Consider the following 17557-nt stretch of genomic DNA (forward strand, 5'->3'; position numbering starts at 1 on the left):
AAAATGCAGAAAACAATAGAATATAAAAAATGAAAAATAACGAACAAAACCACGAATTCCTTTTTGAGAAAGTAAATTATAAAATTCTATTGATTGGGATTGGAGTAATAGTACTGGGATTTATACTCATGTCAGGTGGTGGAAGCGATGATCCAAAAGTATTTAGTGAAGCGATTTTTGATTTTAGAAGAATTCGTTTGGCTCCAACAACTGTTTTAATTGGTTTTGGAATCACCGTTTTTGCTATTCTTAAAAATCCAAAAAAAGTATAAATGAATACTTTACAAGCATTTTTAATTGCTGTTATCGAAGGATTAACAGAATATCTTCCTATTTCCTCGACCGCTCACATGGTTTTTCTAAGTTCTTATTTTGGAATTCAACAGGATGATTTTGTCAAACTATTTCAGGTTTCTATTCAATTTGGAGCTATTTTGGCGGTAGTCGCGTTATATTGGAAGAACTTTTTCGATTTCAGCTCCCGAAGCGTCGGGATCAACTTTTACATCAAACTGATTTATGCCGTGATTCCAGCTTTGGTTTTAGGAAAATTATTCGATGATAAAATTGAAGCCATTCTTGGAGATCCCATTCCTATTGCAATTGTATTAATTTTAGGTGGAGTAATTTTACTGTTTATCGACAGTCGTTTTCAGAGTCCAACCGTTATTCAAGAAGAGGACATCACTGTAAAAAAAGCCGTAATCATTGGTTTTTGGCAATGTTTAGCAATGATGCCAGGAACAAGTCGTTCTGCTGCTTCGATAATTGGAGGAATGCAACAAGGATTGACGCGTCATGCAGCAGCGGAATTCTCTTTCTTTTTAGCGGTTCCAACCATGATGGCAGTTACTTGTTACTCTGTATTCTTAAAAACCTACGAGTCTTCACAGATGAAAGGCTACGAATTGATTTTAAATTCAAACGAAAATATACAATTATTCTTAATAGGAAACGTAGTTGCTTTTATCGTTGCCATCATAGCGATTAAATTCTTCATAGAAATCATCAAAAAATACGGTTTCAAACCTTGGGGTTGGTACCGAATAATCGTAGGTGTCTTCTTATTGATTTACTTTTCATACTTTAAATAATTCACTTTGAAGACAGCCGAAGACTACCAAAACGGACAAATTTTACTCATTGACAAACCCTTGAACTGGACTTCTTTTCAGGCGGTGAACAAATTGAAATGGGCTTTGATAACCAAACTGAATCTTCCAAAAAAATTTAAGATTGGTCACGCCGGAACTTTAGATCCTTTGGCTACCGGATTGTTATTAGTTTGTACCGGAAAATTTACCAAAAGAATTACCGAACTTCAAGGTCAAGCCAAAGAATATAACGGAACTTTTCACATTGGGGCGACCACGCCTTCGTATGATTTAGAAACCGAAATTGATCAAACTTTCCCAACGGAACATATTGACGAGGCTTTAGTACACGAAACCGTGAAACAATTTTTGGGCGAAATAGACCAAAAACCACCAATTTATTCCGCAATCAAAAAAGATGGCGTTCGCTTATACGAACATGCCAGAGCAGGAGAAACCATTGAAATCGCGACAAGAAAGACTACGATTCACGAATTTGAAATTACAAGAATCGCACTTCCTGAAGTCGATTTTAGAGTGGTTTGCAGCAAAGGAACTTACATTCGCTCTCTGGCTTTTGATTTTGGAAAAGCTATGCATTCAGGCTCGCACTTAACCGTCTTACGTCGAACAAAAATTGGTGATTATGATGTAAAAGACGGAATAGATGTTATCGCTTTCGAAGATAGTTTAGGACTAAATATCTAGTGTTTTGAGATTTTTAGGAATCTTAACCGGTTTGCTATTATCTACATTTTCTGCTTTTTCACAAGAAAAAAAATTCACTTACTCGCAATTTGACGTTACCATTTCTATCAAAGGAAATCCCGACAGAGACGAAGAAAATCCTTATACGCAGTAAAAAGGAACTTGGTTCCTTCCAGATGGTATTGCGTCTAAGTTTGGATATGGAATCCATTACAAAAAATGGATTGGACTAGGAATTCATTCCGGAATTAACTGGGAATGGACTGAAAAACTGGTTGTTGTTCCTGTTTTTGCTAATTTTAGATTGAGCCCAATCGTAGGCGACGACACCAGAATTACACTGCAACTTGGTTTAGGGAAAGCACTTGCTCTGGGTCGAGGAAATTTAATGGACGATTATAAAAAAATAAGCTTGGGAATACAAAACGCTGATGATGTAATGCTTTTTATTGAATTAAACCATTATTCATTCCTTATAAACAATCAAAGAGATTCTGGAAATATAAGTTTAGGAATTTCTTTAATTACTTTTTAAATCTAGATCTTTTTGGATATTAAAAGACTAGAATTTAAACCCTTTTTACATCCTCAATTCTAATATAAAAAGCAAAAACACATGATAAATACAAAATTGAATTTATTATGTGTTTTTTCTAAATTTAAAGTATTTTTACTCCATACTCTTTTTTTTACTTGGCTTCGCCAAATTAATTTAATAATGAGATCTATTTTCATCTCCAAATAGTAAATTGGACAAATAATCATAAACCTTTTCAAATAGCTTTTTCATAATGATGTTATTTAAATTGTGAAACAATAAATCTAAACACCAAAAAAAGTAGATCAAATAGCAGACTTGGTTTTACATCACTAATTTACAATTTTTTTTCATACAAAAAAATCAATTATTTGTTAAAGAGAGACTAATCGTAAACAGACCTTAAATATCTTACAGATTCTCCATCAAATTAATCAGTTCTTGCTGAGTGCTCAATCCTTTATTGTGCAAATACCATAATTGCAAATCTGTTTTTGCAGTTTCATCAATGGTACCAAATTCTTTTTTATAATTTGTGATTAAGTCGGCTGCATCTTTGGGCCTTGGTCCCCAGCTCCCTAGAAGATCTCCGGTTGCTTTTTCAATTATAACTACAATTGGAATCGCTTTGGCTTTTTTAGTTAAAAATAGATTCATCAAATCTTCATTCTCATCTCTCAAAACGATTTTTAATTCTATTTTTCCAGATTCTTCGGCCATTTTATGAATAATGGGCAATATTTGAGCAGCATCACCACACCAACCTTCGGAAATAACTAACCAAATGTATTCTCCTTTTAGAGACTTTAATTTAAGACTATTTTCATTAGGTATTTTCATCGTTTTCTCCAAACGATTCATTCGGGTTTCATTTAATGTGCTATAAAGTGTCAGATTTTCAGATTGCTCATTACCGGTTGATTTACCTTCCACTAATAAATCTGAAACTAGTTTTCTATATTGTGGATAGGAATGGCTGTTAAATAACGCTTTAGCTATTGGAACTTTCATGATTTTTGATTTGTTTAAACAAAGTTACCATAAAAATGGGGTTTAAATATGACATATATCACCTTCAATTGGACAAAAAGAGTAATTTTATAACAAATTGTAAAGATGGATTTAAAAACAAAATCGATAGGGTTAGTGCTTTCTGGTGGAGGATCAAAAGGAATTGCTCATGCTGGAGTCATTAAATTTTTGGAAGAAAAAGAAATTCATCCCTCCAGAATAGCCGGTACAAGTGCCGGATCGATTGTTGGCGCAATGCATGCCTGGGGTAAAACACCCGCAGAAATTCTCGAATTCTTTAAGTCTATTTATCTTTTTCACTGGAAACACTTAACCTTCAAAAAAGCGGGTTTAATTGATTCGGAATCCTTCCGAAGTTATTTTTATTCTATTTTCAAAGATGCAGTGTTGGGTGATCTAAAAATCCCGCTTCAGATTACAGCTACAGATATGATCCGAGGAAAATTAAAAGTTTTTGGTCCGGAAACAAAAATAATCGATGCCATTCTAGCGTCATCGGCATTTCCAGGGATTCTGTCCCCTTATGAAATTCATGGAAAAATCTTTAGTGATGGCGGCATACTAAACCATTTCCCAACTGATATATTACAAGGTCAATGTGAAACCGTAATTGGGGTTTATGTGAGTCCAATTCAAAAAATAGAAGCCAAAGATTTGAGTTCAATAAAAGCAGTGACGACCAGAGCGTTTGATATTCTCTCAGCAAATTCAAACCAGCATAAATTTAACATTTGTGACTGGGTGATAGAACCAAAGGATTTGTGTCTGTACAGTACTTTTGAAACTAATAAAATCAAAATGGATGCTATTTTCAACATTGGCTACGAAGCCGCAAAAAAATCCTACGAAAAACTAAATTTATAAAATTTATGCAACACTTTTTTTAAAAAACAGAATATGTCTATATTTGCACCAATCAACGCAACACAAAAATGAAATACAACAGAATTCTTCTAAAACTAAGTGGCGAAGCTTTAATGGGCGACTTGCAATACGGAATTGACCCAAAAAGACTAGCGGAATATGCTGATGAAATTAAGCAAATTCATGAAAAAGGAGTAGAAATAGCTATTGTAATAGGTGGTGGAAATATTTTCAGAGGAGTTGCCGGAGCGAGTGCAGGAATGGACAGAGTTCAAGGTGATTACATGGGAATGCTTGCTACTGTTATCAATGGAATGGCTTTGCAAGGCGCATTAGAAGATAAAGGGATGAAAACCCGTTTGCAAACTGCCCTGAAAATGGAATCAATAGCGGAACCTTACATTAAAAGAAGAGCTGTTCGTCATCTTGAAAAAGGCAGAATTGTAATTTTTGGAGCAGGAACAGGAAACCCTTATTTCACTACGGATACTGCAGCTGTTTTACGCGGTGTAGAAATCGATGCTGATGTAATTCTAAAAGGAACACGAGTTGACGGTGTTTACGATTGTGACCCGGAAAAAAACGCAACGGCTGTAAAATTTGATTTCATCTCATTTGATGATGTCCTGAAAAAAGGATTGAATGTTATGGATACCACTGCATTCACATTAAGCCAGGAAAACAAACTCCCAATTGTAGTTTTTGACATGAATAAAATAGGGAATCTATTGAAAATCTGCGAAGGAGAAAACATAGGAACTGTAGTAAACATATAGTGTTCAATCACAGTTTACAGTCGCGAGCTGCGGCTAGAACTGGAAACTGAAACGGAAAACTGAAAACTAAAATTTATGACTGAAGAAATTGAATTTATATTAGATAGTACCAAAGAATCAATGATAGGTTCTATTGCGCATTTAGAAAAAGAATTTTTGAATATTCGTGCAGGAAAAGCATCTCCAGCCATGCTAGGAAGTGTTTTTGTTGATTATTACGGATCGGCGACACCACTTTCTCAAGTATCAAAAATTAGTGTACCTGATGCCAGAACGATTACGTTACAGCCTTTTGAAAAAAACATGTTGCATCCTATTGAGAAAGCGATTATGATTGCCAATATTGGTTTTAATCCAATGAATAACGGTGACGTGATTATCATAAGCGTTCCTGCATTAACAGAGGAAAGAAGACGCGATCTTGCAAAACAAGCTAAAGTGGAATCCGAAGATGCTAAAGTGGGTATAAGAAACGCTCGTAAAGATGCCAATACCGAGATTAAAAAATTGGAAAAAGAAGGAACATCCGAAGACATTTGTAAAAGTGCCGAGGAAGAAGTTCAAAACTTAACCAATAGTTACATCAAAAAAATAGATGAACTTCTTGTTCACAAAGAATCTGAAATCATGAAGATTTAAGTTCCGTATAAATCCATAAAAAAATCCGTCTCGTTATTTTATAAGACGGATTTTTCATTTCTTATCTTTTTTCATAAAATACAGGTCTCTCTGTTTTAGTTTAAGATGGTTTATGGTTTAATAATTAACACCGATGGTGTATTATTAAGCCAAATACTGTGAGAATCAAGCAGTTTTTTCCAGCTTTCTAAACTGATAACCATCAAATCCTGATCCTCTAAAAACTCTTTTTTAATTGTTCTTTCCTGCATCATCATAATATGATTCGGCGCTATTTGTTCTATGGAACGAATCCCTTCCTGAATTTTTCGGTTGTTTCTAATGTGACCCACCGCATCCAAAACAGTAATTTGCGAACCATTATTGTGAATCAGTTTTTGCGCAAATTCAATCAAAAAGGCATCTTCCTCGCTAAAAATAGGCATAAAAACCTGATTGATTTCGTCTAATTCTTTATCGACAAGAATTCCAACTGACATTTTGCTTTTAGCAATAATTTGCCTCGTTCTTTCATCAAAGGGCGAATTTTCAAACAACCCTTCTTTTCCAGTAAATTTATCAATCAAACGATCCGGATTAATAATTCTTGTCGTAAAACCAAGTACTTTACCCAGTAAAGTTCCTTCAAAAATAGATTGCCCCAAGCCTACTAATAACAAATCGTATTCGCCATGATTAGCCGTATCAGTAATATCCGAATCAATATCATTTGACGCTTTGAAAAGAGTGGTTATTTTTTGATTTAAATTTTCCGACTCAGAAATAACCGGTAAAAACATTTCCCGTTCATAATCTTTCACATCAAAGGAATGCAACTCTGAACTTAACGATAAATGCATTGCGGTAACAACCGTATTCCCGCCTTGTTTTTTGACTAAACTATTGGCCACTTTCAACAATGTTTTTCCTTTTTCGGGTGTGGCAAAAGAAATCAGCACTTTGTATTTACTTTTATTGCTGATTTCTTCAGGTACTATGCTGCTTTTGGTTTTAAAAATATAATTAATTAAATCCAAAGCCGGACCGGTCATGAAGGTGGTTGCCAATGCCATAATAACCATCATGGTGAAAATTTCGGTAGATAAAACCCCTAAATCGTATCCAATATTTAGCACCACCAATTCCATCAAGCCTCTTGTATTCATCAAGGTACCAATAGACAAACTGTCTTTCCAGCTATGCCCTACGAACTTTGCCGCAAGCGCACTACCAAAAAACTTACCTACGACCGCAACTAAAATAATTAAGCCGGTAATTTTCCACAAATGAGGATCATCAATCAATCCTATTTGGGTTCTTAAACCCGTAAAAACAAAGAATAAAGGAAGTAAGATTACAACGGAAACATCTTCTACTTTTTCGATAAAAATAGTACGGAACTTATTATTTTGAGGCATGATTGCTCCAGCCAAAAATGCTCCGAACAAAGCGTGAATCCCTATCAACTCCGATGCATAAGAAGACAATAATAAGGTCAAAAAGAAAATAGCCACAACTGGCTTGCTCAAACTTTCTCTTGTGGAATTCAAATCACCCACTCTTTTTAGGAAAGGCCTAACTACTTTTAGCATAACAATTACATATAGTATCGCTAGCGCAATAACATACAAAGAACTCATAAAGGAGCCTGCTTTTACAATGGCAATTACTGCTGCCAGAATGCACCATGCGGTAATATCATCGGCAGCGGCGCAGGTAATTACAATTGCCCCTAATTTCGTTTTATGAATTCCACGTTCCCTAATAATCCCAGCCAAAACTGGAAAAGCCGTAATACTCATGGCAATTCCCAGGAACAATCCAAAAGAAAGGAATTCAACGCCTGGAGGCGCAAAAGAATGGTATATAAAATAAGCCAATCCTAACCCTAAAGTAAACGGAATAATAATGCTGGCGTGACTAATAACAACAGCATCGTGCGCTTTATTTTTAAGCACTTTTAAATCCAATTCCATCCCAATAACAAACATGAAAAGGATTAATCCAATTTGGCTCAAAAACTGCAGGTTACCTAACGAATCTTTTGGAAACAACATTGCCGAAAATTCAGGAAAATACATCCCGATTAAAGAAGGTCCTAAAACTATCCCCGCAATCATCTCCCCTATTACAGTTGGCTGCCCAATTTTTCTGCAAACCCATCCAAAAAATCGAGCGACTAAAATAATAGTAACAATTTGCGCCAGCAGAATGGCTAGCGGATGTTGCAAATTATGGTTCATTGACGTTAAAAAATCATTCCAATGTCCGTTTTCTATTTGGTGATGAACAATATTTTGTCCTATTTCAAGGGTTTTCCCTTTCAGGACAATCCAATACATCAATGCAGAAAATCCACCTATGATTATCAAATAAAAAAACGAATTTTTAAAACTTCTCATACAACCTGCTTTTTAAATTATCAATGCTTTACGATGCAAATATGGGAAGTGATTTTTGAGAAATAAAGGGAAACACAAGGTAATTTCCGCCGAATGTAACAAGAGTGGAAAACTTTGTAATAAGTTAGATTTTGACTTTTATTAAAAAATCAGAACGATAGGTTTCGCTCAAAATTAGTGCAATAAATTTTCCGTTTTGTTCCTGATGAATCAGCGTAATTTCATTGTGGTTGAAAAATTTGACTGCTGTCATGCAGATAATTTCCTTTTTATTCACTCTACAAAAATCAACCTCAGGAAGCTGACTTAAAAGGGAATCAAAATTAATGTTTTTTAAAATCAGGGAACTTCCATCAACGAGAAACACTTCCTTATCCCTACTGTCAGTCAATGCAGTTTTAATGTATTGAATCTGATGAAAATACAACAAAGCCTTCCCTTTATCCGTATTCAAATTAATGAATTTTTTAGTGATCGCAGGTTTATTGAATCGTTCCACAGCCTTTGTAACTGCTTTTTGCAAACGCTCTTTGGTCACCGGTTTTGTAATGTAATCAACAGCATCAATATCAAATGCTTCAGCAGCGTAGTTTTTGTAGGCAGTGGTAAAAATGACTAATTTATTCTGTAGTAAACTCGCAAGAGTCAAACCATCAATTCCTGGCATTTCGATATCTGAGATACATAAATCAAAATCGAGTTTTGGAATTTCAGCTAATAATTTTTCCGGATTGTCGAATGCTTTTACGATTTCCAATTCTGGAATTTGCTCGCAAAGCATTTTCAGGTACGCCAATCCCGGCAATTCATCGTCCAGCAGCAAGCATTTGAGTTTTGTATTCAAGAAGATTGATTTTTAGGTGCGCAATATAAATGTCATTTTCGACAAATTTATCCAGTTTGAACTGATTTTTGTATATAATTTTCAATCGTTGTTCCAATGTGGTGGCTCCAATGCCGCTTCGTTCTTTTTTCAATATCTTTTTATCTGAAATTTTATTCGAAACTGTCAAAAAGAAACAATTGTCTTTGAATTCAAACAACACCGAAATAAAGGCGTCAGCACTTTGCAAATCAGCATGTTTAAAAGCATTTTCAATTAAATCTATCGAAATTAAAGGTGCTAAAAGCTGTTGTTCATAAAGAATTTCGCCTTCATTGATTTTGGTTTTCACTTTCAATTCAAAAAGCGGACTGACTTTAATTTTATTGATTTCTATAAGATTCAGTGCAAACTCAATTTCTTCTTTTGGAGAAACAAACTTTTTTTGACTTTCATATAAAATATAATCCAGCACATTCGCCAATTTATCCAACGCAAAATATGTTTGGTACGCGTGAGACTGTATTGAATTGAGAATATTTTTAAAAAGATGGGGATTCAACTTGGATTCTAATGTCTCCAACTGTAAATTATTCACTTTCATTTCCAGTAAACTAAACTTTTCCTCTACATTTTCTTTTGCTTTTCCTGATTGGATTAATCGATAAATAACATAGCAAAGTGCAATTATCAGTATTAGAATAATTGCCAGAAACATATAAATCACACTACTATTATCTTGAATTTGATTCATGTTTTATGTTTAAAATACTTTAGAAAGTAAAAATCATTTTCCGTGTTTAATGACTCGAAACGAATTTCAGTCCAATAATAGAACTGATTAAAGTGGTGATGAAAAATATGCGCCAAAAATCAGCCGGTTCTTTAAAAACAAAAATCCCTACCAAAACTGTTCCCACCGCTCCTATTCCGGTCCAAACCGCATAAGCAGTTCCTATGGGCAGAGTTTGCGTGGCTTTGTAAAGCAATACCATACTAACAGCCAAACACAATAAGAATCCACCCAACCATAAGGTCGCAGTCATTCCGTTGCTTTCTTTGGCTTTTCCTAAACAAGTTGCAAAACCCACTTCAAAAAGTCCGCCAATAATCAATAAAATCCAGTTCATTTTTAATGTTTTATAATTAAAACGGATGGAACGTCACGCAACCAATCACTTCTGGAATCTACCAGGGCTTTCCAACTTTCGAGACTAATTAGCATTAAATTCTGTTTGTCTAAAAATTCTTTTTTGACACTCCCATCCTGTATTAAACCTATATTGTTAGGGTATTTTTGTTTTAAAGAATTTATGGCACTCTCCATAACAAAATTGGTATTGACGAGTCCTTTTACATCCAAAATCATAATTTTAGAATCGTTGTTATAGATTAATTTTTGCACATAATCGATCAGGAATGAATCTTCCGGACTAAAAATTGGAATAAAAACCTGGTTTACATTTTGCAATTCTTTGTCAATTAAAATCCCCAAAGGCATTTTAGTTTTGGCGATGATCTGTCTTGTTCTTTCATCAAATGGGGAATTTTCAAAAAGTCCTTCTTTTCCGGTAAACTTATCAATCAATCGATCCGGATTGATAATTCTTGTAGTAAAACCAATTACTTTACCAAGAATGGTTCCTTCAAAAATTGATTTTCCTAAACCTACCAGCAATAAATCATAGTCTCCTTGATTGGCAATGTCAGCAATTTCCGTTTCGATGTCCATGGTCACTTTAAAAATAGTCGTGATGTCCTGATTCAATAATTGTGATTCTTCTACAACGGGATAGAAACTGTTTTTTTCTTTGTCTTCCATATTAAATTGATGCATTTCATCACTCAACGATAAATGCATGGCAGTAATACTTGACGAATCTTTTTGCTTTTTTATTAAACTATGTGCCAATCTCAAAAGCGATCTCCCTTTCTCGTTGTTTCCAAACGAAAGTAAGATTCTGTACTTGTTGTGATTCAGCATTACTTCTAAATCATTTACATCCTTAGTTTTAAAAACATAGTTAATCAAGTCCAAAGCCGGGCCCGTCATAAAAGTGGTGACTAAGGCCATGATAACCATCATTGTGAAAACTTCGGGTGTTAAAACTTTCAGTTCCAATCCTATGTTTAACACAATAAGTTCCATTAATCCTCTGGTATTCATCAAAGCACCAATGGTCAAACTATCCCGCCAGTTCTGGCCTACAAATTTGGCTGCCAAAGCACTTCCCAAGAATTTTCCAACTACCGCTACCAGAATAATAAAACCGGTAACTTTCCATAAATAAGGATCATTAATAAGACCAATTTCTGTTTTTAAACCTGTAAATACAAAAAACAACGGCAGTAAAAGTATCACAGAAACATCTTCGACTTTTTCTATAAATATAGTTCGGAATTTAGGAACATCCGGCATAATGGCACCCGCCATAAAAGCGCCAAAAAGTGCATGAATACCAATAACTTCAGTGGCGTAAGACGAAAGTATAAGTACCAGAAAAAAGATAGCCACTACCGGTTTTATAATACTTTCTTTAGAACCGTATAAATCCCCTATTCTCTTCAAAAAAGGTTTCACGATAAAAAGCATGGCAATAACATAAAGTACTGCCAGCATAATAATATATAACGAACTAACGAAAGTTCCCGCTTTTACAATCGCAATTACAACAGCAAGAATACACCAGGCAGTAATATCATCGGCAGCGGCACAAGTAATTACAATAGCGCCTAATCTGGTTTTATGAATCCCTCTTTCCTGAACTATTCTTGCCAAGACAGGAAAAGCGGTTATACTCATGGCGATTCCCATAAACAAACTGAAAGCTAAAAATTTAACGCCTTCGGGAGCAAATCTATTGTAAACAAAATAAGCCAGCCCAATTCCCAATGCAAACGGAATAACAATACTCGCGTGGCTTATAACAACAGCTTCATTAGCCTTATTTTTCAATACTTTCAAATCGAGTTCCATCCCAATTACAAACATAAAAAGTATCAACCCTATTTGACTCAAAAATTTTAAATTCCCTAACGATTCTACAGGAAATAAAGCAGCTGAAAATTCAGGAAAATACATCCCCAACAAGGAGGGCCCAAGAACAATTCCCGCAATAATTTCACCAATAACAGAGGGCTGTCCGATTTTTTTAAAAACCCATCCAAAAAAACGGGCTACGAGGATTATCGTTATGATCTGTGCTAACAAAATCGCTAATGGATCTTGAAAATTATGCTGCATAGAAGCTATAAAATCATTCCAGGAACCATTCTCAATTCCTGAAACCGCTATTTTTTTACTTCCTTCTAAACGCTTTCCTTTTTTAATAATCCAATAGATTAAAGCAGTGAAACCTCCGGTTACACCAACATAAAATAATAGATTTTTATAATTTTTCATAGATATATTTAAATAGATAACCTCTTCTTTATAAAGCAAAGGTGAGAAAATCAAATGTATAATTTATATCGCACAATATTATGCAATTGTAAAATAAAAAAATACTCGTTTTTTTGCTCCCTATATCTCCAAAAACATCTTTTAATCATTATAATTCATGTCAGTTTGATTACATTTGCACCCATTTTAATTCATATATGAAAAAGAAAAAAACAGTAGGATTTTGGGAATCAATCGCCCGAATTGTGCTTAAAAACAGAATAGTTATACTTGGAGTTATACTTGCCATAACCGTTTTTCTGGCACTGCAATGGAAAAACCTGGGCATGACGTATACTGAAGCCAATTTACTTCCTAAAAAACATATTGTAAATCAACAGTACGAAGACTTTTTAAGCAAATTTGGCGAAGAAGGAAATCTGATTGTTATTGGCTTCAAAGACAAAGAATTTTTTACTCCAAAAGCTTTTGCTGCTTGGAACGAATTGATGACTGGCTTGAAAAACTCCAAAGAAGTGGAGTTAGTTGTTTCTTTGAATGATTTAAAAAAATTAGAGAAAAACGAAACTGAAGAAAAATTTGAATTAGTTCCTCTTATTGATCAAAAACAGAGCGTAAATCCGGCTTATTTACAGAAAATAAAAAACGAACTTTTCAATAATTTGCCTTTTTACGAAGGATTATTGTTCAATAAACAATCGGGAAGCATTCGTTCCGCAATTTATCTAAACAAGAAGATTGTCAATACTGCAGCTCGAAAAACCTTCATTATTGAAAACCTAGTTCCAAAAATCGAGAAATTTGAGAAAACTACTGGAATAGATCTTCGTGTTTCGGGTATGCCTTACATCAGAACCATAAATGCTGAGAATATGAAAGGCGAAATCGGGCTGTTTATTGGCTCGGCTCTGTTCATTACTTCATTAATTTTCTTTTTATTCTTCCGCTCATTTCGAGCAACATTTATATCCATTTGTATTTTACTTTTTGGAGTAATGTGGTCTTTTGGAACATTGGGATTATTCCATTATAAAATCACCATTTTAACGGCTATTATTCCTCCATTGATTATTGTCATTGGCATTACAAACTGCATTTTCCTGATAAATAAATACCAGCAAGAAATAAGAATCCACCACAATCAGGCCAAAGCTTTACAACGAGTTATTTCAAAAATTGGTGTTTCTACACTGATGACGAACTTAACGACTGCGGCAGGTTTTGCCACTTTTATGATTACGGGTAACGATTTACTTTTCGAATTTGGATTAGTAACGTCCATAAATGTCATCTCGGTATATCTGCTGACCCTAGTTGTGGTTCCAATTGTTTACAGTTTCATGCCTTTACCAGAGGAAAAACACTTGTATCATTTAAGTAAAATCTATATTTCAACTTTATTGGATTGGGTGGAGAATGTCGTAAAATACAAACGAAAAACCATCTATATCATTTATGCTTTACTATTGGTATTTAGCGTAATTGGAGTTTCACAAATGAAAGTTTCGGGAAGTTTGATTGGCGAAATGCCAAAAAGTGCTTCTTTCTTTAAAGATATTGTCTTTTTCGAAAAAGAATTCAACGGCGTAATGCCACTGGAGATTATGATTAACACCAAGCGCAAAAAAGGGGTTATGAAATTGTCCACGATGAAAAAAATGGATGAATTGCAAAAGACCATTTCGGAAATTCCAGAATTGTCAAAACCGATTTCTATTGTGAATCTGGTTAAATATTCTAAGCAGGCCTATTACAACGGCAATCCGGAATATTACGAATTACCCACATCTCAAGAGCAAGCATTCATCCTTTCGTATGCCAAAAATGCCACCAAAAATACCAAAGAGAATTTGATGAAAAGCTATGTGGATTCTACGGGACAATATGCCAGAATCACCACTTTCATGAAAGACATTGGAACGGAAGAAATGGCAAGAGTAGAAGGTAAACTCCATCAAAAAATTGATAAAATTTTTCCAAAAGACCGTTATGAAGTGACGCTTACCGGAAAAGCGCTGGTTTTTCAAAAAGGAACTTCTTACCTAATAGACAATCTTATCGAGTCACTTATTTTCGCTATTTTATTGATTGCGGGATTAATGACGTACTTATTTAGATCCGGAAAAATGGTATTGGCATCCGTGATCACCAATATTTTGCCGCTTTGCATCACCTCTGGATTGATGGGTTACTTTGGTATTCCGTTGAAACCATCGACGATTTTGGTTTTCAGCATAGCGTTTGGAATTTCGGTGGATAATGCGATACAGTTTATGGCAAAATACCGTTTGGACTTACTTCAAAACAAAGGAAAGGTCAAAAAATCAGTATTCAGTGCCTTACGAGAAACGGGAATCAGTACGTTTTATACTTCGATTGTATTGATTTTTGGATTTGCGATTTTTACATTATCTAGTTTTAGCGGAACGATCGCCCTTGGCGGTTTGATTTCCTGTACTTTATTGTTTGCCATGTTTGCTAATTTATTGGTTTTACCGGCGTTAGTATTGACATTTGAGAAGAAAAGAGCCAAAAAAGAAGATCTTATTGAAGAACTTAATTAAGTTTTTTTAGGAGCTATTCCCGCTATTCATTGCAATCTTTTTTCTCGTTCCAAAAAACGAGAAAAAAGGATTTCCATTACTATCAGGGCTAGGGAATTGCCGTAAAAACAACCTATTTATTCAAAACTATGCAAACTAACTTATCATTTCGACAAAGTAAGAATCCTATACAAACCGGCTCAAGATTATTAGATTTCTCCTTCGTCGAAATGACAGACGATCCTAAAAATAAATCCAAAAATTCTAAATATTTCCATTCGCCTAGCCCCGATAGTCCCGAAGCTTCGGGAGAAATCCTTTTACTTTTTTCCTTTAAAAAGTAAAAGATATAGCGAATAGCGGGAAATAGCTCCTGATTACCCTATTTCTGGCAATGACAATTACAAACAAATGATTTATATTTGCAATTCGGACACAAGACAATTTTCAATATCAATTATATAATTAAAATGAGACATACAAAAGTTAAAGACTTACTGAACAGTACCACGACGCTTCATGAAGTAAATGCAAAAGGATGGGTGAGAACTTTTAGAAACAATCAATTTATTGCCTTAAACGATGGTTCGACCATTGATAATATACAATGTGTTGTCGATTTTGAGAACACGCCAGACGAAACCTTGAAGAGAATTACGACTGGGGCAGCAATATCTGTAACAGGAACGTTGGTGGAAAGTAAAGGTGCCGGACAGAAATTTGAAATTCAAGTGGCAAAACTGGAAATCCTTGGAGATTCAGATGCAGAGAAGTTCCCCATACAGCCAAAAAACAAACCGAGCTTAGATTTTTTGCGTGAAAATGCGCATTTAAGAGTTCGTACGAATATGTTTGGAGCCATAATGAGAGTACGTTCGGTATTGTCGTATGCCGTTCACAGCTATTTTCAAGAGAAAGGTTTTGTGTATGTAAATACGCCAATCATCACAGGATCTGATGCTGAAGGTGCCGGTGAAATGTTTAAAGTTACCGCTTTGCCATTTGACGGAACGCCAAGAACCGAAGAAGGAAAAGTGAATTACAAGGAAGATTTCTTCGGAAAAGAAACGAATCTAACGGTTTCGGGACAACTAGAAGGAGAAACTTTTGCAATGGCTTTGGGTCAGATTTATACTTTTGGACCAACATTTAGAGCCGAAAACTCGAATACTTCGCGTCACCTTGCGGAATTTTGGATGATTGAGCCAGAAGTGGCGTTCAATGATTTGAATGACAACATGGATTTGGCTGAAGATTTTATTCAGTATGTAATCAAATACACGATGGACAAATGTCCGGAAGATTTGAAATTCCTGGAAACAAGATTATTGGATGAAGAAAAATCGAAACCAGTTGCTGAAAGAAGCGAAATGCCGCTTTTGGAAAAATTAAACTTTGTTTTGGAAAATAATTTCAAACGTGTTTCGTATACGGAAGCAATTGATATTTTAAGAGATTGTACGCCAAATAAAAAGAAAAAATTCAACTATATCATCAACGAATGGGGTGCTGATTTACAATCAGAACACGAGCGTTATTTGGTAGAAAAACACTTTAAATGTCCGGTAATCTTGTTTGACTACCCGGCAAATATCAAAGCATTTTATATGCGTTTGAACGAAGACGGAAAAACAGTTCGTGCGATGGATATCCTTTTCCCTGGAATTGGAGAAATCGTGGGTGGTTCTCAAAGAGAGGAACGTTTTGATGTTTTGGTTGAAAAAATGAAAGCCTTAGGAATTGATGAAGAAGAATTATGGTGGTATCTTGATACCCGAAGATTCGGTTCAGCGGTTCACTCCGGTTTTGGACTTGGATTCGAAAGATTGGTATTATTTGTAACAGGAATGACAAACATTCGTGACGTAATTCCTTTTCCAAGAACGCCAATGAATGCGGAATTTTAGATTTTTACTACGAAGTCTTTTTGCCGCAAAGGCGCTAAGACACTACGTTTTTTTTTGTAAAGTTGGAAAGAGGTTTTGCCGCAAAGACACTAAGACACTACGTTTTTTAATGTGATGAATGAAAATTAAAAAAACATAAAACTAAAAAAAAGGTTTTGCCGCAAAGGCACTAAGACACTACGTTTTTTAATGTGAAGAATAAAAATTAAAAACTTTTGTTAAACTGAAAAGAGGTTTTACGTGAAGACATTAAGACTCAAAGAAATTGCAAAAAAACTATTGTTTTATCTCTGTTTTTGTGATAAAACTATTTTAGATAAAGGCTTTGCGACTTAGCGCCTTCGTGGCAAGAAAAAAAAGTTAGTGGTAAAAAAAATAAAATATGATTACAGAAAGAACTGAAGCCATTGCTAGAATAGTTGTTAATTCGGCTTTTAAAGTTCATAAAGAACTTGGACCTGGTTTATTGGAAAGAGTTTATGAAGTTTGTTTGGCGCATGAAATCAGCTAAGCTGGTCTTGATGTAAAAAGACAAATCGACATTCCTATTATTTACGATGGAATTGAATTTAGTGAAGGTTTACGACTGGATTTATTAGTTGAAGATTCTATTATTATCGAAGTCAAAGCAGTAGAACTGGTAAATCCTGTTTGGGACGCTCAAATCATAAGCCATCTAAAATTGCTAAATAAAGATTTAGGATTTTTGATCAATTTTAATGTTCCATTAATAAAAAGTGGCATCAAAAGATTCATCAATACAAAAAAGAATTATTAAGAGATTTTGAGCCTTAGTGGCCTAAATAAAACAAAAAACTTTGCGCCTTTGCGTCTTAGTGGCAAATAACA

The 17557-nt window shown here is 34.7% G+C and carries 16 protein-coding genes and 1 pseudogene; 11 read left to right on the forward strand and 6 right to left on the reverse strand.

The genetic code is table 11. The features are described 5' to 3' along the window. Positions 1-29 precede the first annotated feature (29 nt). From ACFX5E_RS04435 to ACFX5E_RS04455, 5 genes are all read left to right on the forward strand, one after another. Complete coding sequence (locus ACFX5E_RS04435) at positions 30-272, forward strand: DUF3098 domain-containing protein (protein WP_379853967.1); 243 nt, start codon at positions 30-32, stop codon at positions 270-272. Continuing rightward, entirely contained in the window at positions 273-1094 is an 822-nt protein-coding gene (locus tag ACFX5E_RS04440) for an undecaprenyl-diphosphate phosphatase (RefSeq protein WP_379853968.1), read from the forward strand. It abuts the gene before it with no gap. 6 nt (positions 1095-1100) lie between these two features. Further along, the gene (gene truB / locus ACFX5E_RS04445; protein WP_379853969.1) at positions 1101-1802 is read left to right on the forward strand and encodes a tRNA pseudouridine(55) synthase TruB; all 702 of its coding nucleotides are present in this window, start codon (positions 1101-1103) and stop codon (positions 1800-1802) included. Positions 1803-1806: 4 nt separating this feature from the next. Further along, positions 1807-1956, forward strand: coding sequence for a hypothetical protein (locus ACFX5E_RS04450; protein WP_379853970.1), 150 nt, complete (start codon positions 1807-1809; stop codon positions 1954-1956). Positions 1957-2106: 150 nt separating this feature from the next. Continuing rightward, the gene (locus tag ACFX5E_RS04455; RefSeq protein WP_379853971.1) at positions 2107-2337 is read left to right on the forward strand and encodes a hypothetical protein; all 231 of its coding nucleotides are present in this window, start codon (positions 2107-2109) and stop codon (positions 2335-2337) included. 414 nt (positions 2338-2751) lie between these two features. On the opposite strand, the gene ACFX5E_RS04460 is transcribed toward ACFX5E_RS04455, so the two are convergent. Further along, the gene (locus tag ACFX5E_RS04460; RefSeq protein ID WP_379853972.1) at positions 2752-3351 is read right to left on the reverse strand and encodes a thioredoxin family protein; all 600 of its coding nucleotides are present in this window, start codon (positions 3349-3351) and stop codon (positions 2752-2754) included. 105 nt (positions 3352-3456) lie between these two features. Between ACFX5E_RS04460 and ACFX5E_RS04465 the strand changes: the two genes are divergently transcribed. The 3 genes from ACFX5E_RS04465 to frr all read left to right on the forward strand — a co-directional run bounded on the left by ACFX5E_RS04465 (position 3457) and on the right by frr (position 5651). Then, positions 3457-4236, forward strand: coding sequence for a patatin-like phospholipase family protein (locus ACFX5E_RS04465; protein ID WP_379853973.1), 780 nt, complete (start codon positions 3457-3459; stop codon positions 4234-4236). 68 nt (positions 4237-4304) lie between these two features. Beyond that, the gene (gene pyrH, locus ACFX5E_RS04470) at positions 4305-5012 is read left to right on the forward strand and encodes a UMP kinase (protein ID WP_379853974.1); all 708 of its coding nucleotides are present in this window, start codon (positions 4305-4307) and stop codon (positions 5010-5012) included. A 75-nt stretch (positions 5013-5087) separates the two neighbouring features. Next, positions 5088-5651, forward strand: a complete 564-nt coding sequence (gene frr / locus ACFX5E_RS04475) for a ribosome recycling factor (RefSeq protein ID WP_103999065.1) — start codon at positions 5088-5090, stop codon at positions 5649-5651. A gap of 110 nt (positions 5652-5761) precedes the next feature. Here frr and ACFX5E_RS04480 read toward each other — a convergent pair whose 3' ends face one another. The 5 genes from ACFX5E_RS04480 to ACFX5E_RS04500 form a co-directional block, all read right to left on the reverse strand. Continuing rightward, complete coding sequence (locus tag ACFX5E_RS04480; protein ID WP_379853975.1) at positions 5762-8032, reverse strand: cation:proton antiporter; 2271 nt, start codon at positions 8030-8032, stop codon at positions 5762-5764. 124 nt (positions 8033-8156) lie between these two features. After that, entirely contained in the window at positions 8157-8876 is a 720-nt protein-coding gene (locus ACFX5E_RS04485; protein WP_379853976.1) for a LytR/AlgR family response regulator transcription factor, read from the reverse strand. After that, positions 8839-9609, reverse strand: a complete 771-nt coding sequence (locus tag ACFX5E_RS04490; RefSeq protein ID WP_379853977.1) for a sensor histidine kinase — start codon at positions 9607-9609, stop codon at positions 8839-8841. Before ACFX5E_RS04490 ends, ACFX5E_RS04485 begins: the two co-directional genes overlap by 38 nt. A gap of 46 nt (positions 9610-9655) precedes the next feature. Further along, positions 9656-9985, reverse strand: coding sequence for a DMT family transporter (locus ACFX5E_RS04495; protein ID WP_379853978.1), 330 nt, complete (start codon positions 9983-9985; stop codon positions 9656-9658). 2 nt (positions 9986-9987) lie between these two features. After that, entirely contained in the window at positions 9988-12258 is a 2271-nt protein-coding gene (locus tag ACFX5E_RS04500; RefSeq protein ID WP_379853979.1) for a cation:proton antiporter, read from the reverse strand. Positions 12259-12455: 197 nt separating this feature from the next. Between ACFX5E_RS04500 and ACFX5E_RS04505 the strand changes: the two genes are divergently transcribed. From ACFX5E_RS04505 to ACFX5E_RS04515, 3 genes and pseudogenes are all read left to right on the forward strand, one after another. Continuing rightward, positions 12456-14822, forward strand: a complete 2367-nt coding sequence (locus ACFX5E_RS04505) for an efflux RND transporter permease subunit (protein ID WP_379853980.1) — start codon at positions 12456-12458, stop codon at positions 14820-14822. A gap of 449 nt (positions 14823-15271) precedes the next feature. Beyond that, positions 15272-16708 carry an asparagine--tRNA ligase gene (asnS, locus tag ACFX5E_RS04510; protein WP_379853981.1) on the forward strand — a complete coding sequence of 479 codons (1437 nt, stop codon included), beginning with the start codon at positions 15272-15274 and terminating at the stop codon, positions 16706-16708. 382 nt (positions 16709-17090) lie between these two features. Further along, positions 17091-17486, forward strand: a pseudogene (locus ACFX5E_RS04515) (GxxExxY protein). Positions 17487-17557: the final 71 nt, after the last annotated feature.

It is taken from the genome of Flavobacterium xylosi (assembly GCF_042787345.1).
GTDB lineage: Bacteria > Bacteroidota > Bacteroidia > Flavobacteriales > Flavobacteriaceae > Flavobacterium > Flavobacterium xylosi.